Here is a 21,416-nt window from a genome sequence, read left to right on the forward strand (position 1 = left end):
TATACTCTCTTTCTCGAATCGACGCTGACAATAATTATAATAATCTCTTCATAGTCAATCCGATAGAGAATCCTGAAATCCCCAATCTTATTCTAAAAAGCTTTTCGCTGGTGCCGTAGATTCTTTTAGCATCATGAGGAATAGGGTCTTCAGCAAGTTTTTCAATGGCTTTGATGATTCTCTGGCTGTTTTTGGAATCGAGTTTTTTGATGAAATTCTTTGCAGGCGTGTCCAGAAAAATTTCAAACATATTAGATTCCCAGTTCTTTCTTGAACTCCGAAAGGGAAGTCAGTTTTTCTTTTTTCTGGTGCTCATGGCTTTTATCTACGAGCTTTCTTTCCTTATCAGTGAGTATACAGTCTACGTCTACCATATGCTCTCTTATGTCTGTCAGTTGTTTTTTGATAGAATCGAGTTCCTTTATTACTTTCTCCTCAAAATCAGCCTCAGCCATAATAAATGGTTAATATGAATCTCATTTATAAGTATGCTTTCTTGGTATACCTGTTTTTCTTTCAAGTTTTATCTTAATGGTAGAAAATCATACTTCCTAAACTAAACGAACATGAAATTCTTTGAATAACAGGCACAAAGAAATGAAAGTACTTTTATGAAAGTACTTTTTACCTCAACCTTTTTTGACTGTAGGTCCCATCATTATCTTAGGCAGTAAGGTTGTACTTATTTTGGTTCTTCGAAGCCATAGCTAAACTAACCAGTGAATTGCCATCGAAGGCTCAAATGTGACTTTGATCATGTATGCTAAATATGATTACATACACCAAACTTTGGATATTTCTTGAAATATAAATTTTATTTCTTTGGGTTTAATCGGAAGAGATATACACTATTCAAAAGTTACTCTCCAACATTATAAAACAGTGAGTAAATATTGGAGGCAGTAATACGATAAAGAACAAAACATTTGTTATCTTTTTGGCTATTTGTTTGATTTTGGGTACCGTTCCTTTTGCTTTGGGTGCCACTGAAAAGGTAAGTGGTTCGACAACCTCGGTTTATATAAGTGCTTTATATGTTGGAGCAGCTAATGAAAAGCCGAATCAAGAATATGTTAAAATTACAAATAAAGGAACAAAATCGGTAAATCTGAAAGGTTGGAAAATTAAGGACAAGGGTGCAAAGCATACCTACACTTTTTCTTCATACACATTAAAATCTAAAGCTTCGGTAACTCTCAGAAGCGGAAAGGGCAGAAACTCCGGAAGCACGTTGTATTGGAATAAGTACTCCTTTATTTGGAATAATACCGGAGATACGGCGTATTTGTATAATGCTCAAGGAAAATTGGTTTCTTCGAAAACTGTAAAGAAATGAGGATTGCCTCATTTCTTCTTTTTTATTGTATGAGCTAATCCCATAACTTAAAAATACTTCACTGAAATTCCGGTAAAGATGAAGGCAAGAGCCTGAATTATACGTTTCTGATCGAGCAGGACGAAGACGGAATATATATTAAAAAAAGTTCCTGACATACCGGGTTGCCATACTCAGGGAAAAACAGTTGAACTGGCTATAGAGCATATAAGAGAAACGATACAGGTCTGTCCTTCGCTGAAAAACAGTTCAGACCTAATATTGTAACAAGACCTGTTTTTATCAGAACCTAATTTCCTATTCAGTGATTTTAGTTAAAATTTTCTGTAAACTGTGCTTCGATATCCAGCTCCGATTACAAAAATAATAAGCTGTGACCGTGTAATATTCAACAGTACTCGATATTCTCCTACTCTCAAAGAATAGATAGGTGAATCAGGAGATGTTTTTAATTTCTTGACATGTGAGTAAGGGTTTTCCTTAATCTCAGTAATCGCATCAAAAATTCTTTTTCTAGCTTCAAGTGGCAGTTTATTGATATCCTTAATAGCGCGTGAAGTATACTGAACAGTGTACATTAGTCTATACCTATCATTTTCTTTGCTTCATCTTCGCTATAGTATCTTCCTGCTTTTATGTCCTTCAGGCTTTCTTCAATTCCTTTAATTTCACTGTCTGTCAAGGGTTCACTATCATAAGCCATAGTTGCGATCCTTTCGATAACAGAATTATAAGATTCTTCTCGGTGAGTTTTCAAGCCATTAAGCATCTCTTTTACTCTAGGTTCAAGACAAACTGTAGTTGTAGCAGCCATATACTATCCTATAGGATACTATAGATTATAAACGTTTTTAGCTCAATAGGTTGTGTATCAAAGTTATCTAAAATTAAATAGATTCTCTGTCCTTTTAGTGTTACAACAGTTATGATGGAATTATTATAGGCCCTTAAACAGTCACCAAAATTTCTACCACTTATATCTCCCCAGGCACTTCAATCTGCTTGACTTCGACGTTTTTGAAGCTGAAGAACTTGAACATAATATGAACGGCGAAATAATAAGATTTAATGAAGTTGGGTAAAATCATAATAAAAAATATTTAATAGAAGATCATTCCTGATTTATAACTCTCGATATACCCCGCTTTCTCAAAACGATTTTTCCAGAACTTATATCAGAAAAACATAACCATAACATAATTTATAATACCTCTCCTCTAAATCTTTATTGTTACAGATGAACTTTTAAGGGAGTGTATATGAAAAAATACATCTACATCGCATTGTTTATTTTGCTAGTTGCACTGTTTGTCGGGATTTTAGCCGGGTCACAAAACGAAGAAAATGTTTCTCAGGCTCAACCAAACTCACTGAAAAATTCCCTTAAGTCAGCATCCCAGGATATTGCATGGGCAGCTAACGTCCAGAAGCATTTGAAGATACTTAATGCAGATCTGAACGGTGTATCCAACGCTACAAACAATTCTGATTATACCGCACTCGCAGTTTACGCCGAAAAAATAGTAAATGATACTCAGAACGCCATAGATGAAAATGATCAATATACCGTATCTTCCAAACTCCAGGATGCGCAGAAAGAATGGAGAGCGGCTCTTCAGGACTATAACTCTGCAGGCCAGTCATTGTTGCAGGGAGCAAATGAAGCGAAAAACGGTACTATAGGAGCTGAAAATTTCCAAAAGGCCAGAACATTTCGCGATTCCGGTACAGATCATCTTAAGAGAGCGTCTGAGTTAGCAGGAATAACATAAACTTATTTCTTTTTTGAAGAAAGAACCTGTGAAGAAATATATGAAACAATACAATCTTAAGTTAATTTAATAACACTTTTATAATCTATCACATGTATGACTGTATGAAATCGGAATTTCTTAAAATCAACTTTTTGTTGCAAGTGAAGAAAAAAGGTTTTGTACATAGTGGTGTGATTAATGAAAATTAAAGAGATATTAAAACCGGTAATTTTTGTACTTTTTTCACTTCTGGCAGTTTCAGGGGTTGCTCTCGGTGCATGCCAGAATAATAGCCAGAATAATAGTTTGATAGGAGAACTTTCAACGGTTGATGTTTTTCATCCTCCGACAGACAGTAGTATGATGCCCCTATACAATGAGTGGCATTACTTCAATGTAATAGATGAAGAACAGAACCTTTCAATCATCTGTACATTTAAATTAAATGGGGTCTTTAATTCCTCTTCTGTTCTTCTTGGTTATGATACTGGCGACGAGAATTCCAATGCCTCTTTTGGATCATATCCAATAGGTATTGCAGAATACTCTTCTCAAACGCCAAATGTTACGATAGCTAATAGTACGGTCAGGCTGACTCCAGCGGGATATTCTGTGCACGTAGAATCCGATGACGGATCTACGGTCTTCGATGCATTATTTAAACCGGAGGTAGAGCCGTCCCCAGAGTTTAATGCTTCTGGTTTCTCTACAGTACCGGGAGAAGGTATCAACTGGATAGTAGCTTCATCAAAAATGAAGGTCAACGGCGAACTTTCTGTTAATGGGAAAAAATATATCCTGAAAAACGAAAGAGGTTACCATGACCACAACTGGGGATACTGGTCTTGGGGAGATGATCTTGGATGGGACTGGGGTCAGGTTACTCAGACCAAGAATGGTTTGAATGGAAATGATGTCGGAAAATATTCAATTAACTTTGGGAACATCACCGATGCTGGATATACTCAATCATTAAGATCAGTTTTGAACGTATGGAAGAACAGGGAAATCGCTGCTACTTTTAATGATAAGGAGATCCAAATCATTCATTCGAACTTTATATATGTCAATGAGCCCGTTCCGATGCCATACTTAGGTGCTTATATGCCGGCAGGTTCGTTCCCTCTACCTCTTAACACAGGTATACTTGTCTCATCCGATTCTGGTGATCGTCTAAATATAGAGTTTACAACCACCTCGGAACATTCTACTCCACTTCCAGTATCTGTACCAACAATTGATGAAAATGGAAACGTGACACTTAAATATCGTGTAATCTGGGAGATGATTGGAACTTACAACGTCAATGGAGAAATTGACGGGAAACCGGTTTCATATGTTGCAGATGGATTTATGGAATACGTAACTGGAGATTCCATTTCACCCGTATCTCAGTAATGTTGTATCCTGAAATAATTTCGCAGATTCAAAATCCTTTAAATGCTTAATACCAAATACAACAGCAGGCGACGCAAAGAGTTAAACGTTGAGTAAGTAAAATTCCATTTTGGTATTGTGGACTAATCATGTAAAATGAAACAAGTTCGAAATTGGAGTAAAATAGTGTGTCAACTGTATATGATGTATGATTAAAATAAAAAATATTCATGCGTCATCGGTTAAGCGTTAGAAAACCACTCCCGTATGTGTTTTTATATTAATATCCTAAATATTAGTTCATCTATGTCTCCTCGTCCCCCACCTACTCTTGAAGACTCTCTTCGGGGAATGTTTCCCGAAGAGTGGTTAAGGCAAACTGCCAAAGAAACTGGTCTCATAGTACGTGAGCGTAAAATTGATCCTGTCATCATCTTTTGGGTTTTAACTCTCAGTTTTGGTGTCCGCTTGCAGCGTACACTTGCCAGTTTGAAACGAGACTATGAAACCGAATCCAGTAAAACCATAAGTGATAGCAGCTGGTACTATCGCTTCACTCCCGAACTTGTGGAGTTTCTTCATCAGTGTGTAATTCACGGCATAGAAGAGCTTGCAAAAGAACCTGGTAGAAAACTTAGCAAGAAACTCGAAAACTTCCAGGATGTTCTCATTCAGGACAGCACAATTGTTCGCCTTCACTCCTCTTTATCAGACAAGTTTCCAGCAGCAAGAGCAAGAACAGTAGCTGCTGGGATAAAAGTGGGAGTTATGGTAAGTGCAGTTGCTAACGGCCCTAAAACTGTTGCTTTATACTCTGAGAAAACAGCTGAGATCAAAACATTGAAAATCGGTCCCTGGATCAAAGACCGTATTCTTCTTGTTGATCTTGGTTTTTACAAAACTCAAATGTTTGCAAGAGTTGAGGAAAACGGAGGGTATTTTGTTTCAAGAATAAGGAAGAATATGGATCCTATTCTTGTTTCTATTGAAGAGGGACTTTCTAAGACAAAAAGCAAAGAGTTCGCTGGAAAACCTGTTAGTGAGTGTATTAAACAACTTTCTGGAAAAGATATTGATGCAGTTGTAAAAATAGCATTCAAAAGAAGAGCATATAAAGGCAAACAAAAGCAGGATGAGATGCTTGTACGTCTTGTTGCAGTATATAATGATGAGGATGAAAAACATCATATATATATCACAAATATTCAGAAAGATGTTTTGAATGCAAAAGATATTGCAAAATTGTACGGGGCAAGATGGGACATAGAACTGCTGTTTAAAGAGTTAAAAAGCAAATACGCTCTTGACGTTCTGGATACAAAGAATATACAGGTAATTGAGGCTTTAATATGGACAGCAATGTTGACGCTAATCGTTAGCAGAAGAATTTATTCTCTTGTAAGAAACTCAACAGCTCATCCTGAAAAAATGGCTCAATATACGCAGTTACGCTGGAGCACAATATTTGCAGAGAATGCATCAGATCTGTTGACAGTAATTCTGAATAGATGTGGAATTCAAAGAACTTTCGAAACGATAATGAGTGTATACGAAAGTCAAGCATTGGATCCACATGTAAACAGAGAAAGGTTCAGAGAAGAATGGTTTGAATAAGAAATAGAGAGATTGGACTCAAAAAAGAGTAACAGGAAATGGAAATAAATCCTTAACCGATGACCGATGAAAAAATATTAAAAAAGCGAAATTATTTTGGGATAAAACATATAACCATTTTTTTCAACACAAAAATACTGATCGTGGTGATTTCCAATTAATAACTCAAGATTTCTATTAAGTATGTTCAATAAATACTAAAAATGAATATTTATATTGAAATTCATACACTTATATTAAAAACCATAAATATATGCGAAATCCTATATATTTATATGTATGGACTACATTATAAACGTTCTAACAAATAACATTACAAATAACATTACAAATAACATTACAAATAACATTACGAATAACATTGCATAATAAATAACCAAAACACAAAAAGAGAGTCATGTTCATAATTAGTAATTAATTCTAAGGCAGTGTTCTGAATATGTTGTAATTTTTAAGTCACATTTTTGTATACTGTGTTTTGTACACTGTATCTGAAACTGGTCTACCTAGATCAAGTTCTCAATTTTTACGATTTTTTTAAAATTTTGTGGTTCACAGAACTTTCAGTACCTGCCAAATCCAAAAAAGAGTAAGGTTGTATGGCTCTTCGTCATTCCTTGTGGATAAGATGATTTTCAATTCGAGACCGCATTGGTTTTTATGAAGACATTACGAGGATATCCACACAAAACAACGAAGAGCCATGTAGATTCAATGGGTAAAAATAAATTTCATATATTTGTTGAAAATTTGTAACTATTCAGCCTAGGAAAAACAACATCATTAGCCTGATTTACCCAAATTCAATTGGCAAATTTCAGAAAATGTATTTTATTTAATTGTTGGCTATTGATTACGTTTTTTCAATCCTTACTAGTTAAAATTCAGACATGCCGATTTCATCAAAATCGATATAGATCAATAGATTCCGGCAGGCTGAATAGTTACAAAAATTTAAGAATTATTCCAAGTTTATGAAACAATCTCAAGCGATATATTCGAGTACCTAACTATGTCAAAATTATCACATACGTGTAAAGTTGGAAAATTCTCCATTGAATCTGAAGAGGATACATAAGTTTTTTATTAAAAAAATGGAGAGATATTCTTGTGCTTGAACTCCCTAATAAATAATGTTTATTATCTAGTAAATAAAATGTTTAATACTCAGAGAACTGTACAAACACAATCGCAGTTATCAAAGAGTGACATTTTTGGAGTACTCCAGAACGACCGAAGAAGGCTTGTGCTTGAACTCCTCCGCATTCAGGGAAACCAGAGTGTACGTTCCCTGTCCGAAGAGATCGCCCGTATTGAATCCCAAGACGAAGAGCCAAATAGGGGTGTTAGGAAAAGCATATATGTTTCACTGCTTCAGACACATATCCCAAAAATGGAAAATATGGGGATCGTTGCCTACAATAGAGAGCAGGACACTGTGGAACTTCTCCCAGCCTCCCAGGAATTTGACATTTACCTGGAAACTGTTAATAAAGGAGATATACCCTGGAGCCAGTTCTATCTTGGCCTGAGCATATTTGCCACAGTCAGCGGTTTCCTTATAGTTGCAGGGTTAATAAAATGGATCCCAAGTTCTAAGTGGATGCTGTTTACAAACTTTCTTTTCATGGCCGCCTCAATATCCCATATTTGCCAAGTTCGTAAACTTGGAAAATGAGATAAGTTCATCATAGGGCAAATATATCTATTTATCCTATTTTATTTTTAAACAGACTTAATAATCCACGTCATAAAAACGACACATTCATTCTTTTTTTATATTTATCTACTCAGGCAGAAGGTATTTCCAGAACAACAGTCACCCCATATTTTGGATCTACCTCACATAATCTTATATAAGTATTTTGATCTTGCCCAAGGGATTTTTTTCTTACAAACAGATTTTCCGAGTTAATCATTTATTAACTTCTTTTTCAACACAAAGCTTACTGGTAGTGGTAATTGCCTATTACCTGTCCAAAATTCTTGGTAATTAGCCAATAACTAATAGTAACAAGTACGAAAGGAGGGGATTAATCCCCGTTTGAAATTGCAAGAATATGAATGTTCTTTGATGAATTTCTCATTTCTTCACTTTCATAATTGAGATTACAGGGTTAATAATCGAAAATGGAGGTTTTATATTTTGGTTAACAAAAAAATAATACTGAGCATTCTCATTATAGGCTGCGTTGAAATAACACTAAGCGTTCTCATTACAGGACTCAGTACCAAAATCTAGTGATGAATATAAAATTCAAAATCACTAGATTTTGTAAATGGTCATCATCTGTGTAATACAACATAGTGATTCAAGTCTTTAGATAGCGAATATCGATTTTGATAAAAACTGGATTCGTATCCTCTTCAAGTTGAGTGGAAATCTCTCACCTTCCACTCACCAAGCTTTTTTCTTTGATGAGTTGAGCCAGAGATGGCATCTCAAATGTACCGCCGACTCTATTACACATGTAATGATATGCACTTACACCCAGTTTCTTTGTCGTCTGAACAATCGTCATAAATGTGCCATTTGCCTTTGTTCCTTCCTCGTTATGGTTTGCCTTTCCTTTCAAAGAAATGTGTTTTTTGCCAAAAATTTTCCTTAAAATCAGCATCAAGCGACATCTCATTTTTGCTTGAATTGTTGATCCTAATTAATAAACTCACTTTAAAAAGTCTGTTCATTTCGTTTTTTTCGCAAAAAATCTATAAACGTAGATCTTAATTTTAGTTCACAATTAATGTTACAACGAGATAGTATAAAAAATCCACAACTGACCAATACATTAATCTGTTTAGAAGGCCACTCGTATACGATATTTTGAATACGGGTTTTTTGTGGCCATGCAAAATATGTATTTGATCATTTGTTATTCTAGAAATAATAAAGCTACAGGTACGAAAACTAAAATCTTTCAAAAATTTTGTTAAAGAAATACCTGTCATCCTAACAAAATCGTTACCGAAAGGGTTATTCTTTTATTAGGCATACACAAACAAAGTCTATAGATGCCGTAAAATCACACATCTTTGAAAGGCAAGTTTAATCAGAATCTTTTTTGAAGGCACTTAAAATAATATATAAAATTAAATGCAAATAATGAAATGGAACTAAACAATAGATGGATAAGTTAAAGGTAAAGTACAAACCATAATACATAAGAAAGATAACTTCATTACTTGTAATACTATTTTTAAAAAAGTTAGTTTTCATATGTAAACGCGATCTTCATACAGGATGTTTTCAGTATGAGCACTCCGAATTCCCCACAGAACTCAGAAGAAACAGTAACTTTCCCAAAAGAAACAACAGGCAGAATGAGCCAGAAAGCCGGAACAGGTTCCGAAAAATCGGGCATGTTTCCCGAAAGAAATGGCGTTCCTGTACTGGAAGTCAGAGACCTCTGCCATAGATACTCTCATCTTGATTCAAATACCCTGGATAAAATCAATCTCAAAGTGTTCAAAGGGGAGAGAGTTGCAGTGCTTGGAGCTAATGGAGCCGGAAAATCGACTTTGTTCAAGCACCTTAATGGAATCCTGCGGCCTCTTTCAGGGGAAATCCTGATAAAAGGGGAAAAAATGACTAAGAAGAATCTCCGGGCTTGCAGGGAAACCGTAGGAATCGTCTTCCAGGACCCTGACGACCAGGTGCTTGCTCCGAGTGTTGAAGAAGATGTTGCTTTTGGGCCGATTAATATGGGTTTGTCCAGAAGAGAGGTGGAAATGAGAGTTAAAGAAGCCCTTGAGATGGTCGGACTCACAGGTTTTGAGGAAAGGGCTCCGCATCATCTAAGCGGAGGGCAGAAGAAACTTGTGGCGATTGCAGGCATCCTTGCCATGCGCCCTGAGGTTATAGTCCTTGATGAGCCAACAGCTGGCCTTGACCCTCTCAGTTCTGCTCGCGTGCTTGAGTTAATTATGAAGATGAACAAGGAACTTGGAATTACCCTTCTCCTTTCTACCCATGATGTGGATGTGGTTCCTTATTTTGCAGAAAGGGTTTTTGTTCTCCATCATGGAAGACTTGAGGCTGACGGAAGCCCGGATGAGATATTTAGTGATCCCAAACTCCTCAGGAAAGCTCACCTCAGACTTCCGAGAGTGGCTGAAGTATTCGAGATGCTCCAGCAAAAAGGACTCAATGTTAACATACAGATAACAGCCGAAGCAGCCAGAGACGAAGTACTGCGGCTTATAAGCTCGGGACAGCAAAATATGAGGCTTGATTGAAAGCCGGAAATAGTCCTCAGAGGAGAATTTTTAATGGTAACGCTCACGGATATTGAACGCGAATCATATAAAGACAGTCCAGTACACAGGCTTGACCCCCGGATAAAGCTGCTTTTTACATTTGCAATAATCATTTATGCAGTTAGCCTGCCCCGGATTCACGAAAAAAATATGGTCCGCCTTTTTGCCATCGAGGTTTATTTGCTGCTTCTGGTGCTTGCTGCAGGGCTCGACTTAAGATACTTTTTCCTTCGTATTCTTGCAATTTTACCATTCGGACTCACAATAGCCCTTATCCAGCCATTCTTTAGACCTTCCTTTATAGAAAATTATACTCTATACCCTCTTGACCTGCCTTTCGGGCTCAGTATAACTTATGAAGGACTTGACTTTGGAATCACCCTGCTTGCAAAATTTCTGGTCTGCATAACAGCTATTATCCTGTTTTCTTCTACTACGCGGCTGAGAGATATGGTTGCAGCTGCAGACAGAATAGGCATTCCAAGAGAGTTTACTCTGCTTTTGAGCATGATGATACGCTATCTTTTCCTGTTCTGGGCCGTTCTTAAAAGGATAAGGACCGCACAGCAAACAAGGCTTTTTGATATCTGGAACAAAGATGTGCCAAGAAAATGGGTCATCGAGCAGGTAGGAAACAGCATAAGTTCTATTTTCATACGCTCCTACGAGCAGGGAGAAAGGACCTATATAAGTATGCTTTGCAGAGGTTACGGAAGTGGTCATGAAAAGGCTTATTATAGGACAAAAATCAGAGCTCAGGACATCTTCTTTTTGCTCCTGAGTGCAGGTTGCATATTATATATACACCTTTATGTCTGAAAGGAGCTTCCACTGCCTCCACTACTCCCTTAACTTTTCTGAGAACTGATTCTTTCTGATAACTTATTATTTTTGAGAACTGATTCTTTCTGAAAACTGATTATTATAGAAGATTTTGAAAACCGCTTCCTACAGCCAGAAGATTTTATCTCTTTTTCAAAAATACAACCGTATTATTAACTGGAGGTTCCGGCTGAACCCTGAGATATTCTTCAAATCCTGAAGGCAGTTCAAAGAGGAAATTACTGTCCAGAATTCTCCGAAGGCCCTTTTCATAAAGGCGGTAGGAAACTTTACTTTCTTTGGGAAGGACTTTTGCAAGGTGCTCGAATATCTCTTCTTTGGGTTCAGCCTGGGCCGCAACCATGTAAAGGTCACATCTGGTTTTAAGGGGCAGGATGAAATGGTTTCCTTCGATTATCTCAATACTTTCGGAAAGACCAAGACAAGCAATTACCTCCCGGGAGAGGCTTACCCTTTTTCCATCCTGTTCAATTCCGATTCCGAAAAGACCGTGTTCGCGACAGAGCATTATTAGACTCAGAGGTAGAGGGCCGCTTCCAAGAAAAAGAACACAATCCTTTGGTTTAAGACCTGAACCTGTATATTCGGTTCTGGCAAGCTGCAGGTAGTTCGGATAAAATGTAAAATTCTGGAGAGTTTGCCACGGATTCGAGCTTTCAAGAAGACTTTTTGCTTTTTCGATTTCAAGTTTCAAATTGTATAAAAACCGAAAGCGAGAAATCTCAGCAATCAGAATATTAAAATCCGGGCTTTCAAAGAGTACATCAATAGACTGTTCATCTATATCCAGAGATACCAGTTCATCCAGCCTTTTAAACACGGCATACAGTTCAGGAGAGGAATTATCCAGGATATCGGTTTCTTTAAGATCTTTTATCTGGGTATAGATCTGGCGAAATTCGGCAATTAGAGGCTTAACATCTATTTTTTGAATGTTACTCACACTCCATGAAAACCAGGGTATTGTTTACTTTTCCAGCGGGGTAAATTTCGTTTATTTTTCTGAAACCTTTAATCTGTTCCGGCTGGACTGGCCAGTATAATAATTGTCTTATGCCGCTATAGTTGCGATAACACACTGAAATTGGTTTTTCGGAACTTGATTCTCGATTTTTTATCATTGTATGTAAGTTCTCGAAGATACGTTGTTTGGGTTCGGCAAGTCCTGCTATAAGCACAGAGTCCCATTCCATTTTTGAAAGTACGGTTTCGTCTCCCTCAAGAATAGTGATTTCCTTTTCAAGCCCAAAGTGCTTTATACAGCTTTTTGCCAGATCCACGGCTTCAGGATCCTGATCTACTCCAATGCAACGGATGCCATATAATTTACTGAAAAAAAGTAGAGTAACAGGAAGAGGACCGCAGCCTATGAAAGACATCACTTCAATTCCAGGGGATGCCCGAACTTGAGTCTTGACCATTTTTTCGTATCTGGAATATAGAGGAAAAGATTCCATCATTTTCCAGGGTTCCCTGTAAGCCAGAATATTTTTTGCTAGCTGAGTCTCATGCAAACTAAAAAAACGAGTATAACTGGTGTAAATTGCAGGAAGAACAGAACGGATCACCGGATCTCTAAGTAAGGCCTGACAGAGATCTTCAGAAACATCCAGATGCCCAAGCTCATCGAGCTCGGAAAATATCATATAAAGTTCAGCCATATTTGATTCTGCACTTATACTTAAATCACGATCTTTAATATTGTTGTAAAAATGTAAGATATGGGACCTGATGTCATATAATTGCGGCTCATAGTCTTGAAAAATGGGCAGTAAACTGTTGCCCTCAGCACTTAGTAAGCTGTTCATGAGATCACACTACTCCGTGTTATTAATCAATAATATATTAATAAAAATATATTTTATATATGATTAATTTTTGTTGAATATATATAAACTTATCTACAATCTTAAAAAAGTAAGTATATTAAAAAAATTCATTGCATTAAGTAAAAAATAAGACAAAAAACGTAAGATGGCTTAGTAAAAATCATTTAAACCATACGAAAACAAAAAAATAATATTTGTTAACAGCGGGAAAATAAAATTGTTGCGGCATTTTAGGGGAATTCAGGTATCCTCTTCAAATTTCAAAAAAGAGAGTTTTAGAACTTTTTCGGCAGCATTGTATATTTTATGTTAGACTTAACCAGGTCCGGAAATTTCTAGATTTAGCTCTATTGGTTGTTGTATCCTTCAGTTTCATTCTTTGCAATAAACGGTTTTGACTTCCGAAGTCTAATTTTCAGGCATTTTATGTGCGTATTTTTGAACCTAATAACATTTGCTCTTGCAACTTTCTCAGACATATTTTACTCCTTTCCTGAACAGACAGGATTTTCTTAACTTATGGATTATACTTTTAATAGATTTCTTAAAATAAATTATTTCCTATTGGTACTAATCTGTATACAAAGTTAATAAATTTGTCTATATACATAATACTACAATGAAATTTACTAATGCAGTAAGTTAAAAAAGTTATTTTGAAGAATACAGATATTCCAGTAGATTTGAGTCCAGTAAATCTGCAGAAGGTTGTTTTGAAAATTAAAAACTTTAGGCTTCTCTGTTTTTAGAGTTAAGAGGGTTCTAAAAGCTCTAAGGAAATATGAGTTTCTTCATATCCTCTGTGGTATTGTTACTATATTTCACTTTTGTAGAATAAAGTATTTATTAGTTATGATGTTTTACTATTTGATAATACAAAAATAAATTTTAGTAATACTAATAACCTAACACTAATAACCTATTATTGTGGGTAACGGGTTCAAGAGGGGTAGATTTGCGGTGCAGGGAATAGGAACAAAGAAAGTTTTGCCAAAGGAAAAAAATAGCTTGCCGTTACATAGAGTGAAGGACAAGTTATTCCTTGCCTCTTCACCAGCCTCTCCTGTTGACTTATACTTCTCTCCTTTTACTTATCCTGTTTCTAATCCTTTTACTTATCCTGTTTCTAATTCTGTTTCTAATCCTGCTCCTGATTGTTCGTTTTTATCTCCAGGGCTTTTCTATCTCGACCTGAACATTTACAGGGAAACTGTAATAAAAGCCCTTATCAAAAAACAAAATGATGAGCTGTATCGGCTAATTAAAAGAGTCAAATTTGACGGAAAATACTATCGGGTAAAATGTGCGCGTTTAGGGGAATGGAAATACTGCTGGGATCTAGCGGTCCGAGTTCAATTTGTTGGAATGATGCCGGGGTTAGCCTTCGAGCCTAAAAAAATCATTTCTAAAGAAGACAAGAAAATAATCTACAGATCCCTTGTCCTGATAAATCCATATGAGTTGTGGGAACGAAAATTGGTCGAAAAATTATGGAACCTTCGGGATAGGATTGAATTCCTGATAGCAAAAATCCTCTTTCATGAATGCATCCATATACTTATCTTTCTCGGAAAAACTCTACCCTCAGGTTTTGAGCAGACGAGTATTTTTCTTGAATTCAAAGAGCTGCTTAAGTTTGCAAATTCAAAGCAATTGTGCCCTGAATGTTGTGGCGTCCAGTCCCACCTGCGGAATCTGGTTGATCTTTGCCCGGATTTTTCCAAACAGTCTGAAGAAAAACCATACCTGGTTACTGAGCTTTACGAGTTTCTCATCCACGAAAAATATAGCATCAAAAAAACCGATCTGGCTTTCGGCCTTCCCTGCAGCAACAGAAAAATTTCCCAGAATTATGTGAAATTGGCAGCTTTGAAAATGGGTCTCTGTATGGAATTTAATAAAAAAATCTGGAAAAAGGAAATTAACAGGTTGCAAATGGATCTGGAAAAACTGTATGACAGAATTGACGATAACTAGAGCTAAGGGTGAGTTAGTTGAAAAATTCCCTTGAAAATCTTGAACATCAAGGACTGGAAAGATATCAGAACGAAAAATGAAGGAACGGGAGTAAAATATGGGTGAAATAACAAATGGCGCTATGAAAATCATTAGTTTAACCAGGAGTTCTAAAACGTTTCATCCAGTTCCTGCCTGCTTTGCTACCACAGGCAGGGCAAAAAGGAGTTCAGATGACTTAGGCGATTTCGGAGGTAATTTTATTTTGTGTCTGTTCGCCATAGACCATTAATCGATATTACCAGTTGATATTTAAGATTTTTGGTATATTTCCTATTACGTATTGCTAACTTTTATAATAATATTCTTACGAAACCAGGACGTTATTTTAGCATGAAAGTTCTTTCAAGTACTTTCATTTCTTTGTGCCTGTTCGATAAATTCATTCTTCATACTTCATATTTTTGAACAAAGATGTCTCATTCATTTTTCCGTGTTTCAAAATAGGGTAGGAGACCAAAACAGAGTAGGAGACAAAGTCAAAAAATTAATATGAATCGATGTGCGACTTAATCGAATATACCAGGCTACTTTATTCGACTAAAAAATAAAAAGAGAGATACATGAGAAGGTTTCAATAAAAAAATTGTCAAAAAAAGTAATACCAAAACGTATATATGTAATACTGGTTAATGTGGTTATCGGAAGTGTTCTTTGAAAACAGTCACTGAAAACAGTACAAGAAACTCAAAAATGCTAAGGTTATTCCTGAAAAAGAATTTTCAGGCTTTATGTTAAGGATAATTTTCAATTCCTTGCTTTAGGAATATTTCTGAACCTAAAGAACTTTTGTTTGGATTTACAGGCAACGAACATGATATTATTTGAATAACATGCATAACCAGTGAAAGTGCTTACAGATGCAGCATTTTCATGCTAAATAAGAGATAGGGGTAAAAGAGGAAAGTGAAATGCACATACCTGATTCATTCATACCGCTTAGCCAGGCAGTAATTTACTGGGTTATTGCCCTTCCGTTTATTATAATGTCAATGAAATGGGCAAAAAACGAGCTTGATGAGATGAAAGTACCGATTCTTGCGGCTCTTGCGGCAGGAATTTTTGCAATCCAGGCCATGAATATTCCCATAGGGATGGGAACAAGTGGGCATATGGTAGGAGCAGTCCTTGTTGCCATCGTGTTCGGAAGCCCCTGGGCTGGGGTCCTTGTGCTTACTCTAGTCCTGCTTGTGCAGGGGTTCGCCTTCGGGGACGGGGGAGTCACTACCATGGGAGCAAATATTCTGAATATGGGTGTCATTTCCGGATTTGTTGGATATTATACATATGTTGCCCTTCGAAGTAGGGTAGGTACAAGCATTGCAGCCTTCGGAGGCGCCTGGCTCGGACTATTTATTTCGGCAATAGTTTGTGCGATCCAAATGTGGATTGCAGGCACCTTCCCCCTTGTCCCAGGTCTAATTGCAATGGGAACATATCACTTGATAATTGGTTTTATAGGTGAAGGACTGATCACCTCAGTTGTAATCACAGCGATTGCAAAATCCCGTCCTGATCTTCTTGAGGATAATTTCACTGCCAGACCCGATAAACATAAAAAGGAGGCTCATGCATGAGCGGAAAATCAAACATGAAATTATTTTATGCCGGAATTGTGATTGCACTTCTGCTTGCGGTTCTAGCTCCTTTCCTCGCATCCTCCGACCCTGACGGGCTTGAAAGTGCTGCTGGGGGGGTGGTTGAAGAATCGAAGATGTCCCAAATTGAAGAGACTGAACCTGCGGTAAGTTCTCCGATGTCTGACTATTCCATCGAAGGCCTGGGAAAGAGTGGGGAAGTAGTAGCAATAGCTGTTGGAACACTTGCAGTGCTGGTTATCAGTTTAGGGCTAGGAAAAGTTTTTAGCAAAAAAGTCTGAACATAAAATAGAGTTCTCTTCCATAAAAACCGTTCTTCCCAAAAAGTAGGGGAGAAACGGCTCGCATATTAAAAGATCTTTGAAAAAGTAATCTTTTCAGTAAAACTTTACAGATTTTGTTTCAACAAAATAATTTAGTCCTCCTGTCTCTGGAAAAAAATTCAAGCATTGCTAATAAATATTACACTCGAAGGACATAAGTCCTTTACAATGCAGATTTTGCATTTTGGTTTTTTTGCCTGGCAGACCTTCCTCCCATGATAGATCAGTGTCATGGAAATTGAATCGAGATCTTCTCTTCGGGCAAGTGAGATAAGGTCCTGTTCAATTTTAGCGGGGTCGGAGTTTTTCGTAAGTCCCAACCGTCTTGAAATCCTTTTTACGTGAGTGTCTACAGCAACTCCCTCTACTATTCCAAATGCTCTAGAAAGTACTATATTAGCCGTTTTCCTTCCGACCCCTGGCAAACTGATAAGTTCTTCCATAGTCTTTGGGACTTTTCCGTTGTACTTCTCAACAATAATCTGCGCAGCAGTTTTGATATTTTTTGCCTTGCTTTTGTAAAAACCTGTGGAATATAAATCGTTTTCAAGTTCTCTGATGTCTGCACTGGCATAATCTTCTGCAGTCCTGTACTTTTTGAACAGTTTATCAGTCACTCTATTAATCTGTACATCAGTTGACTGGGCTGAAAGAACAGTCGCCACAAGCAGTTCAAGGGGATTGCTGTAGTTAAGAGAGGGTTTTACGTCAGAATACTCTTCTTTTAAAAGAGCCCAGATTCGGTCGAAATTGTGTCTGTTATCAGGAATATCATATTCGAAAATGAAGTCCTGAGTGTCAGATTTTTTTGACTTTTTTTCAGGCATGCTAACTCCTTCTTCTAGTTTTGTCCCATTTTTCGCCGGAAATTGTTTGTTTTAGGAAATGGTATTTTCTTGTGCTTCTTTGAAGCTTGAGTTCGATGTCCGATCCAGCAGGTTACAGCATATAAGGAATACCCGAACATTTAATAGGATAGGTAAAGACCAGTTTTTCATGCCCGAGGCTTTGAGCCCTAACTTCTCAGCCTATGTTTGTTTTATGAAAATGCAGCTATAAAAGTAAAGCTGCATATTACCCTTTATACGAGTTACCAAAAAAGAAGCAAAAAATGTATAACTTGGAGGAGTTGTGTATGAAACGTACCAAAAACTTAAAGAACTATATTCCTGGAAGAATTCTGGAAGCCCCTTAACGGAAATACTGAATTTATAAAATATAAATTCAGTTTATCCAGAAAAAACTCTCTGTTTTAATATAATAATGCGTAGACCATAAGTTTTATAGCTAAGAATTTTTAAACCAAAGATATTGGTGATTTTTTGGTAAAGAGGGCACTGCTCAGCGTCTCAGACAAGACCGGAATTGCAGAATTCGCACGCGGGCTTGAATCACTTGGCGTGAAAATTATTTCAACAGGCGGGACAGCGAAAATTCTTCGCGACGCCGGCATAGAAGTTACTGATGTCTCGGAAGTCACAGGCTGTCCGGAGATGATGGGAGGAAGGGTTAAAACTCTCCATCCAAGAATTCATGGCGGGCTCTTATGTCTGCGAGAGAGCCAGGAACAGATGGCTGAGGCTGAAAGAGAAGACATCTCGCTTATTGACATGGTGGCTGTAAACCTCTATCCATTTGAGGTAACGGTCTCAAAGGAAAGCGTCGAACTCGAAGAAGCCATTGAGAACATAGACATTGGAGGGCCAACTCTTCTTCGTTCGGCAGCTAAAAACTACCGTTCGGTTATAGTACTTTCAGATCCGTCGGACTACGGGCGTGTCCTCAAAGAACTCCGCTCAACAGGGGTAGTTTCGGAGGCAACTCGAGCTGCCCTTGCAGTTAAGGCTTTCAGGCATACTGCGGATTATGATGCAGCAATCGATACCTACCTGAGCAAAACCCTGCTCGAAGAAAACGTGCTTCGCCTGAATTTTACTGGCGGTGTAAAACTTCGCTATGGCGAAAACTGGCATCAGAAAGCCTATTTTTATAAAGATTCCCAAATTGAAGGCCCTACCCTGGCAAAAGCTACTCAGCTGCACGGAAAAGAACTCTCCTACAATAACTATGTGGACGCCGATAATGCTCTTCAAACGGTGAAAGAACTAGGAAATGCTCATCCTGGCGTGGCAATTGTAAAACACAATAATCCATGTGGGCTTGCAACCGGCAGCACACTCCTGCAGGCTCTTCAGGCTGCCTGGGACGGAGACCCAATTTCAGCTTACGGAAGCATAATCTGCACCAATGAAATCTTTGACCTCGAAGCTGCGACTTTTCTGAACGGAAAATTTGTGGAGATTATTCTTGCTCCTGACTTCAAGCCCGATGCTCTTGAATACCTGAAAAAGAAAAGTGAAAATCTTAGACTCCTTAAACTGCCTGATCTCAGGGAAGCTTTCGGGACGGACTACACATATAAGTATGTAATCGGAGGCATGCTAAAGCAAAGTCGAGATATTGGCCTCTACGAAAAATGGGAATCAGTCACAGACATTCCTTATCCTGAAGAGAAGCGCTCTCTTTCGGAATTCTGCCTTAAAGCCTGTAAGTCAACTAAATCCAATTCAGTGATCCTTGCTCACGAGTATGAGCCAGGTTTCTTCATGGTACTTGCTATGGGCGCAGGACAACCGAACAGGGTGGACTCGATTCGTAAACTTGCAGCCACAAAAGCTGTTGAAAATCTCAGGATCATTTACGAACGGGAAAATCCTGAAACCTCCTTTGAAGATTATTGCCAGAGAGTTATGTCAGAATGCGTAATGGCCTCAGACGCCTTCTTCCCCTTCGATGACAGCATAATTCATGCAGCAGAAAATGATATTCGCTACATAGTTTCCCCAGGCGGATCAATTCGGGATGGCGAAGTCATTGCTGCTGCAAATCGGCTAGGAGTTTCCATGGTCTTTACAGGCATGCGCCACTTCCTTCATTAATAATCTTCATGTGTGGATGTAAATAATATGGGTTCTTCGTCATTCCCTATGGATTAGATGATTTTCAATTCAAGGCCGCACTGGTTTTTATGAGAATATTATGAGAAGATATCCACACAAAACAATGAAGAAGGATAATATGTGAATATCCCTGAGCTAAAAACTCAGGGTTTTACGCTTCTTCATATGAATTTATTAAATATATAAAAAAATAGTATTGGCCAAAAAAACGGAAGTATCTAAAAATATTGTTCTATATTTGAACCTATTCTGGAACTAAAATCTTTGGCGTCAAAATATTTTTTGATTAAAAACAATTTTTGATATAATTAATTTAAAATAATTTATGTTCTTAGTATATTATGGAGTTAGATAGTTAGATTGGTAACCACCTCAATAGATAAGAGAAACCTTAATAGATAAGAGAATAGCCTGGAGGCTGCTGGTCCTTCTTTGAAAATCATGTTCGGGGGAGCATGGTAATCAGGGAGATTTTATTGGGGGATACAGTGAACAGGTACAGCGCCTCCAGGCATTTTCTTACGTTTTTTCTGGATTTACTAACTCTTTTGTTCTCTCTGGTCTCTGGTCTTCTTATTCTCTTATCCTTTTTGTTTTCTGGTCTTTTTATTATCTTATTGCTTCTTTGAAAAGTTGAAAATGCCTTTGTGGACTTTTATTGAAATTTGCCAGATGGTCAGTTGTAAATTAACTCTCAATCAAACCTCTTACTACTGTATTCCCTTTTCAAAGTCTATTAACATCTGGTTAACGCTAAAAACTCGTATAACATGAAATCATACTCCGATTTTAAAACTTTTTATGCGAAAACATTTTTCGTTTGGAACTAATTTTTGGTATAATTAATTTAAAATAATGACAGGGATTATCCTATACTGTACACTAGAGATAACAAAGAGTGAGCAAAGGGTATGAATAGTAAAGAATTGCCCGGAAGCTTTTTGGTCCTGTTCTGAATAATATGCTTGGGGGAGCGTATTTTCCGAGCGACCGTAACGGGGGCTACGGTAAAAGGACCATAAGTTTTCGGGTTTTTCCTTACCCTCCTTTTAATGTATGTTTCTCTTGTTTTTTCTACTAGTTCTGTTAAAACCTCTTTTAAAAACCCTTTTAAAAACCCTTTTACTGTGTGTTCATGATATCGATAAAACCCGGAACCTCTTTGCTAGCGATCTGATCGATTCTTACAGAGTTCCTGGTTTTTGATGAAAATCATTGAAATCATTGATAACTGCCATGATTTCAATCAGAAGAGATTATATTTCCGGAAGGAAACTATAAATTTCAGATTCAGTAAAATGTAATTTTTGAAAATCCCTGGGACAGTTCTTCCCCAAGGAATTTTTCCATTTCTTTTTTCAGGTTTTCAATAGCTTCTTCAATAGTGATTCCCTTGCAAATTATATCAGCTTCAGGGCAGATTGAGATATAGAAGTCTTCTTCCTGGCGGATGGTTGCAGAAAAAGGGAAAAAGATTGTCATGTTTTAAAAAATCTATTAGTCTACGTT

Annotated in this window: 21 protein-coding genes; 12 read left to right on the top strand and 9 right to left on the bottom strand. The window is 37.3% G+C overall.

Annotated elements, in window-relative coordinates:
- Positions 1-34: 34 nt before the first annotated feature.
- Together FXW07_RS13395 and FXW07_RS13400 are read right to left on the bottom strand one after the other, a co-directional pair.
- Entirely contained in the window at positions 35-250 is a 216-nt protein-coding gene (locus FXW07_RS13395; protein WP_229395874.1) for a hypothetical protein, read from the bottom strand.
- A gap of 1 nt (position 251) precedes the next feature.
- Complete coding sequence (locus tag FXW07_RS13400; RefSeq protein ID WP_229395875.1) at positions 252-455, bottom strand: hypothetical protein; 204 nt, start codon at positions 453-455, stop codon at positions 252-254.
- A 500-nt stretch (positions 456-955) separates the two neighbouring features.
- Here FXW07_RS13400 and FXW07_RS13405 point away from each other — a divergent pair, with 500 nt between their 5' ends.
- Positions 956-1,336, top strand: a complete 381-nt coding sequence (locus FXW07_RS13405) for a lamin tail domain-containing protein (RefSeq protein WP_229395876.1) — start codon at positions 956-958, stop codon at positions 1,334-1,336.
- Between the two features lie 314 nt (positions 1,337-1,650).
- Here the strand turns inward: FXW07_RS13405 and FXW07_RS13410 are convergent, their stop codons facing one another.
- Complete coding sequence (locus FXW07_RS13410; RefSeq protein ID WP_229395877.1) at positions 1,651-1,914, bottom strand: type II toxin-antitoxin system RelE/ParE family toxin; 264 nt, start codon at positions 1,912-1,914, stop codon at positions 1,651-1,653.
- Positions 1,914-2,150, bottom strand: coding sequence for a hypothetical protein (locus tag FXW07_RS13415; protein ID WP_229395878.1), 237 nt, complete (start codon positions 2,148-2,150; stop codon positions 1,914-1,916). The genes FXW07_RS13410 and FXW07_RS13415 overlap by 1 nt, the downstream gene beginning before the upstream one ends.
- Positions 2,151-2,595: 445 nt before the next feature.
- Between FXW07_RS13415 and FXW07_RS13420 the strand changes: the two genes are divergently transcribed.
- The 4 genes from FXW07_RS13420 (at position 2,596) to FXW07_RS13435 (ending at position 7,759) form a co-directional block, all read left to right on the top strand.
- Positions 2,596-3,108 (top strand): hypothetical protein, encoded by a 513-nt coding sequence (locus tag FXW07_RS13420; protein ID WP_229395879.1) that lies wholly within the window; start codon positions 2,596-2,598, stop codon positions 3,106-3,108.
- Between the two features lie 180 nt (positions 3,109-3,288).
- Positions 3,289-4,488, top strand: a complete 1,200-nt coding sequence (locus FXW07_RS13425) for a hypothetical protein (RefSeq protein WP_229395880.1) — start codon at positions 3,289-3,291, stop codon at positions 4,486-4,488.
- Positions 4,489-4,773: 285 nt separating this feature from the next.
- A complete protein-coding gene (locus tag FXW07_RS13430; protein ID WP_229395881.1) occupies positions 4,774-6,081 on the top strand; it encodes an IS4 family transposase in 1,308 nt (435 codons plus the stop codon).
- A 1,156-nt stretch (positions 6,082-7,237) separates the two neighbouring features.
- A complete protein-coding gene (locus FXW07_RS13435) occupies positions 7,238-7,759 on the top strand; it encodes a hypothetical protein (protein ID WP_229395882.1) in 522 nt (173 codons plus the stop codon).
- 709 nt (positions 7,760-8,468) lie between these two features.
- Here FXW07_RS13435 and FXW07_RS13440 read toward each other — a convergent pair.
- Positions 8,469-8,657, bottom strand: a complete 189-nt coding sequence (locus tag FXW07_RS13440; RefSeq protein ID WP_229395883.1) for a hypothetical protein — start codon at positions 8,655-8,657, stop codon at positions 8,469-8,471.
- A gap of 676 nt (positions 8,658-9,333) precedes the next feature.
- On the opposite strand from FXW07_RS13440, the gene FXW07_RS13445 reads away from it, so the two are divergent.
- Complete coding sequence (locus FXW07_RS13445; RefSeq protein ID WP_229395884.1) at positions 9,334-10,317, top strand: ATP-binding cassette domain-containing protein; 984 nt, start codon at positions 9,334-9,336, stop codon at positions 10,315-10,317.
- 33 nt (positions 10,318-10,350) lie between these two features.
- Positions 10,351-11,157 carry a cobalt ECF transporter T component CbiQ gene (gene cbiQ / locus FXW07_RS13450; RefSeq protein ID WP_229395885.1) on the top strand — a complete coding sequence of 269 codons (807 nt, stop codon included), beginning with the start codon at positions 10,351-10,353 and terminating at the stop codon, positions 11,155-11,157.
- Between the two features lie 145 nt (positions 11,158-11,302).
- Here cbiQ and FXW07_RS13455 read toward each other — a convergent pair whose 3' ends face one another.
- Positions 11,303-12,124 carry a nicotianamine synthase family protein gene (locus tag FXW07_RS13455; protein ID WP_229395886.1) on the bottom strand — a complete coding sequence of 274 codons (822 nt, stop codon included), beginning with the start codon at positions 12,122-12,124 and terminating at the stop codon, positions 11,303-11,305.
- Positions 12,117-12,989 carry a nicotianamine synthase family protein gene (locus tag FXW07_RS13460; protein ID WP_255679071.1) on the bottom strand — a complete coding sequence of 291 codons (873 nt, stop codon included), beginning with the start codon at positions 12,987-12,989 and terminating at the stop codon, positions 12,117-12,119. Before FXW07_RS13460 ends, FXW07_RS13455 begins: the two co-directional genes overlap by 8 nt.
- Before the next feature lie 981 nt (positions 12,990-13,970).
- Between FXW07_RS13460 and FXW07_RS13465 the strand changes: the two genes are divergently transcribed.
- The 4 genes from FXW07_RS13465 to FXW07_RS13480 all read left to right on the top strand — a co-directional run bounded on the left by FXW07_RS13465 (position 13,971) and on the right by FXW07_RS13480 (position 16,905).
- Positions 13,971-14,987, top strand: a complete 1,017-nt coding sequence (locus FXW07_RS13465; RefSeq protein WP_229395888.1) for a hypothetical protein — start codon at positions 13,971-13,973, stop codon at positions 14,985-14,987.
- Positions 14,988-15,084: 97 nt separating this feature from the next.
- Positions 15,085-15,258 carry a hypothetical protein gene (locus FXW07_RS13470; protein ID WP_229395889.1) on the top strand — a complete coding sequence of 58 codons (174 nt, stop codon included), beginning with the start codon at positions 15,085-15,087 and terminating at the stop codon, positions 15,256-15,258.
- Between the two features lie 679 nt (positions 15,259-15,937).
- Complete coding sequence (cbiM, locus tag FXW07_RS13475; RefSeq protein ID WP_048122369.1) at positions 15,938-16,603, top strand: cobalt transporter CbiM; 666 nt, start codon at positions 15,938-15,940, stop codon at positions 16,601-16,603.
- Positions 16,600-16,905, top strand: a complete 306-nt coding sequence (locus FXW07_RS13480; RefSeq protein WP_229395890.1) for a PDGLE domain-containing protein — start codon at positions 16,600-16,602, stop codon at positions 16,903-16,905. The genes cbiM and FXW07_RS13480 overlap by 4 nt, the downstream gene beginning before the upstream one ends.
- 161 nt (positions 16,906-17,066) lie before the next feature.
- Here the strand turns inward: FXW07_RS13480 and nth are convergent, their stop codons facing one another.
- Positions 17,067-17,774: an endonuclease III gene (nth, locus tag FXW07_RS13485; RefSeq protein ID WP_229395891.1), complete on the bottom strand. Its 708-nt coding sequence runs from the start codon at positions 17,772-17,774 to the stop codon at positions 17,067-17,069.
- 495 nt (positions 17,775-18,269) lie between these two features.
- On the opposite strand from nth, the gene purH reads away from it, so the two are divergent.
- Positions 18,270-19,886, top strand: a complete 1,617-nt coding sequence (gene purH / locus FXW07_RS13490) for a bifunctional phosphoribosylaminoimidazolecarboxamide formyltransferase/IMP cyclohydrolase (protein ID WP_229395892.1) — start codon at positions 18,270-18,272, stop codon at positions 19,884-19,886.
- A 1,311-nt stretch (positions 19,887-21,197) separates the two neighbouring features.
- Here purH and FXW07_RS13495 read toward each other — a convergent pair.
- Positions 21,198-21,389, bottom strand: coding sequence for a hypothetical protein (locus FXW07_RS13495; protein ID WP_048122361.1), 192 nt, complete (start codon positions 21,387-21,389; stop codon positions 21,198-21,200).
- Positions 21,390-21,416 lie beyond the last annotated feature (27 nt).

Origin of the sequence: Methanosarcina sp. DH1, assembly GCF_020804205.1 — an archaeon.
Taxonomy (GTDB): Archaea; Halobacteriota; Methanosarcinia; order Methanosarcinales; family Methanosarcinaceae; genus Methanosarcina; species Methanosarcina vacuolata.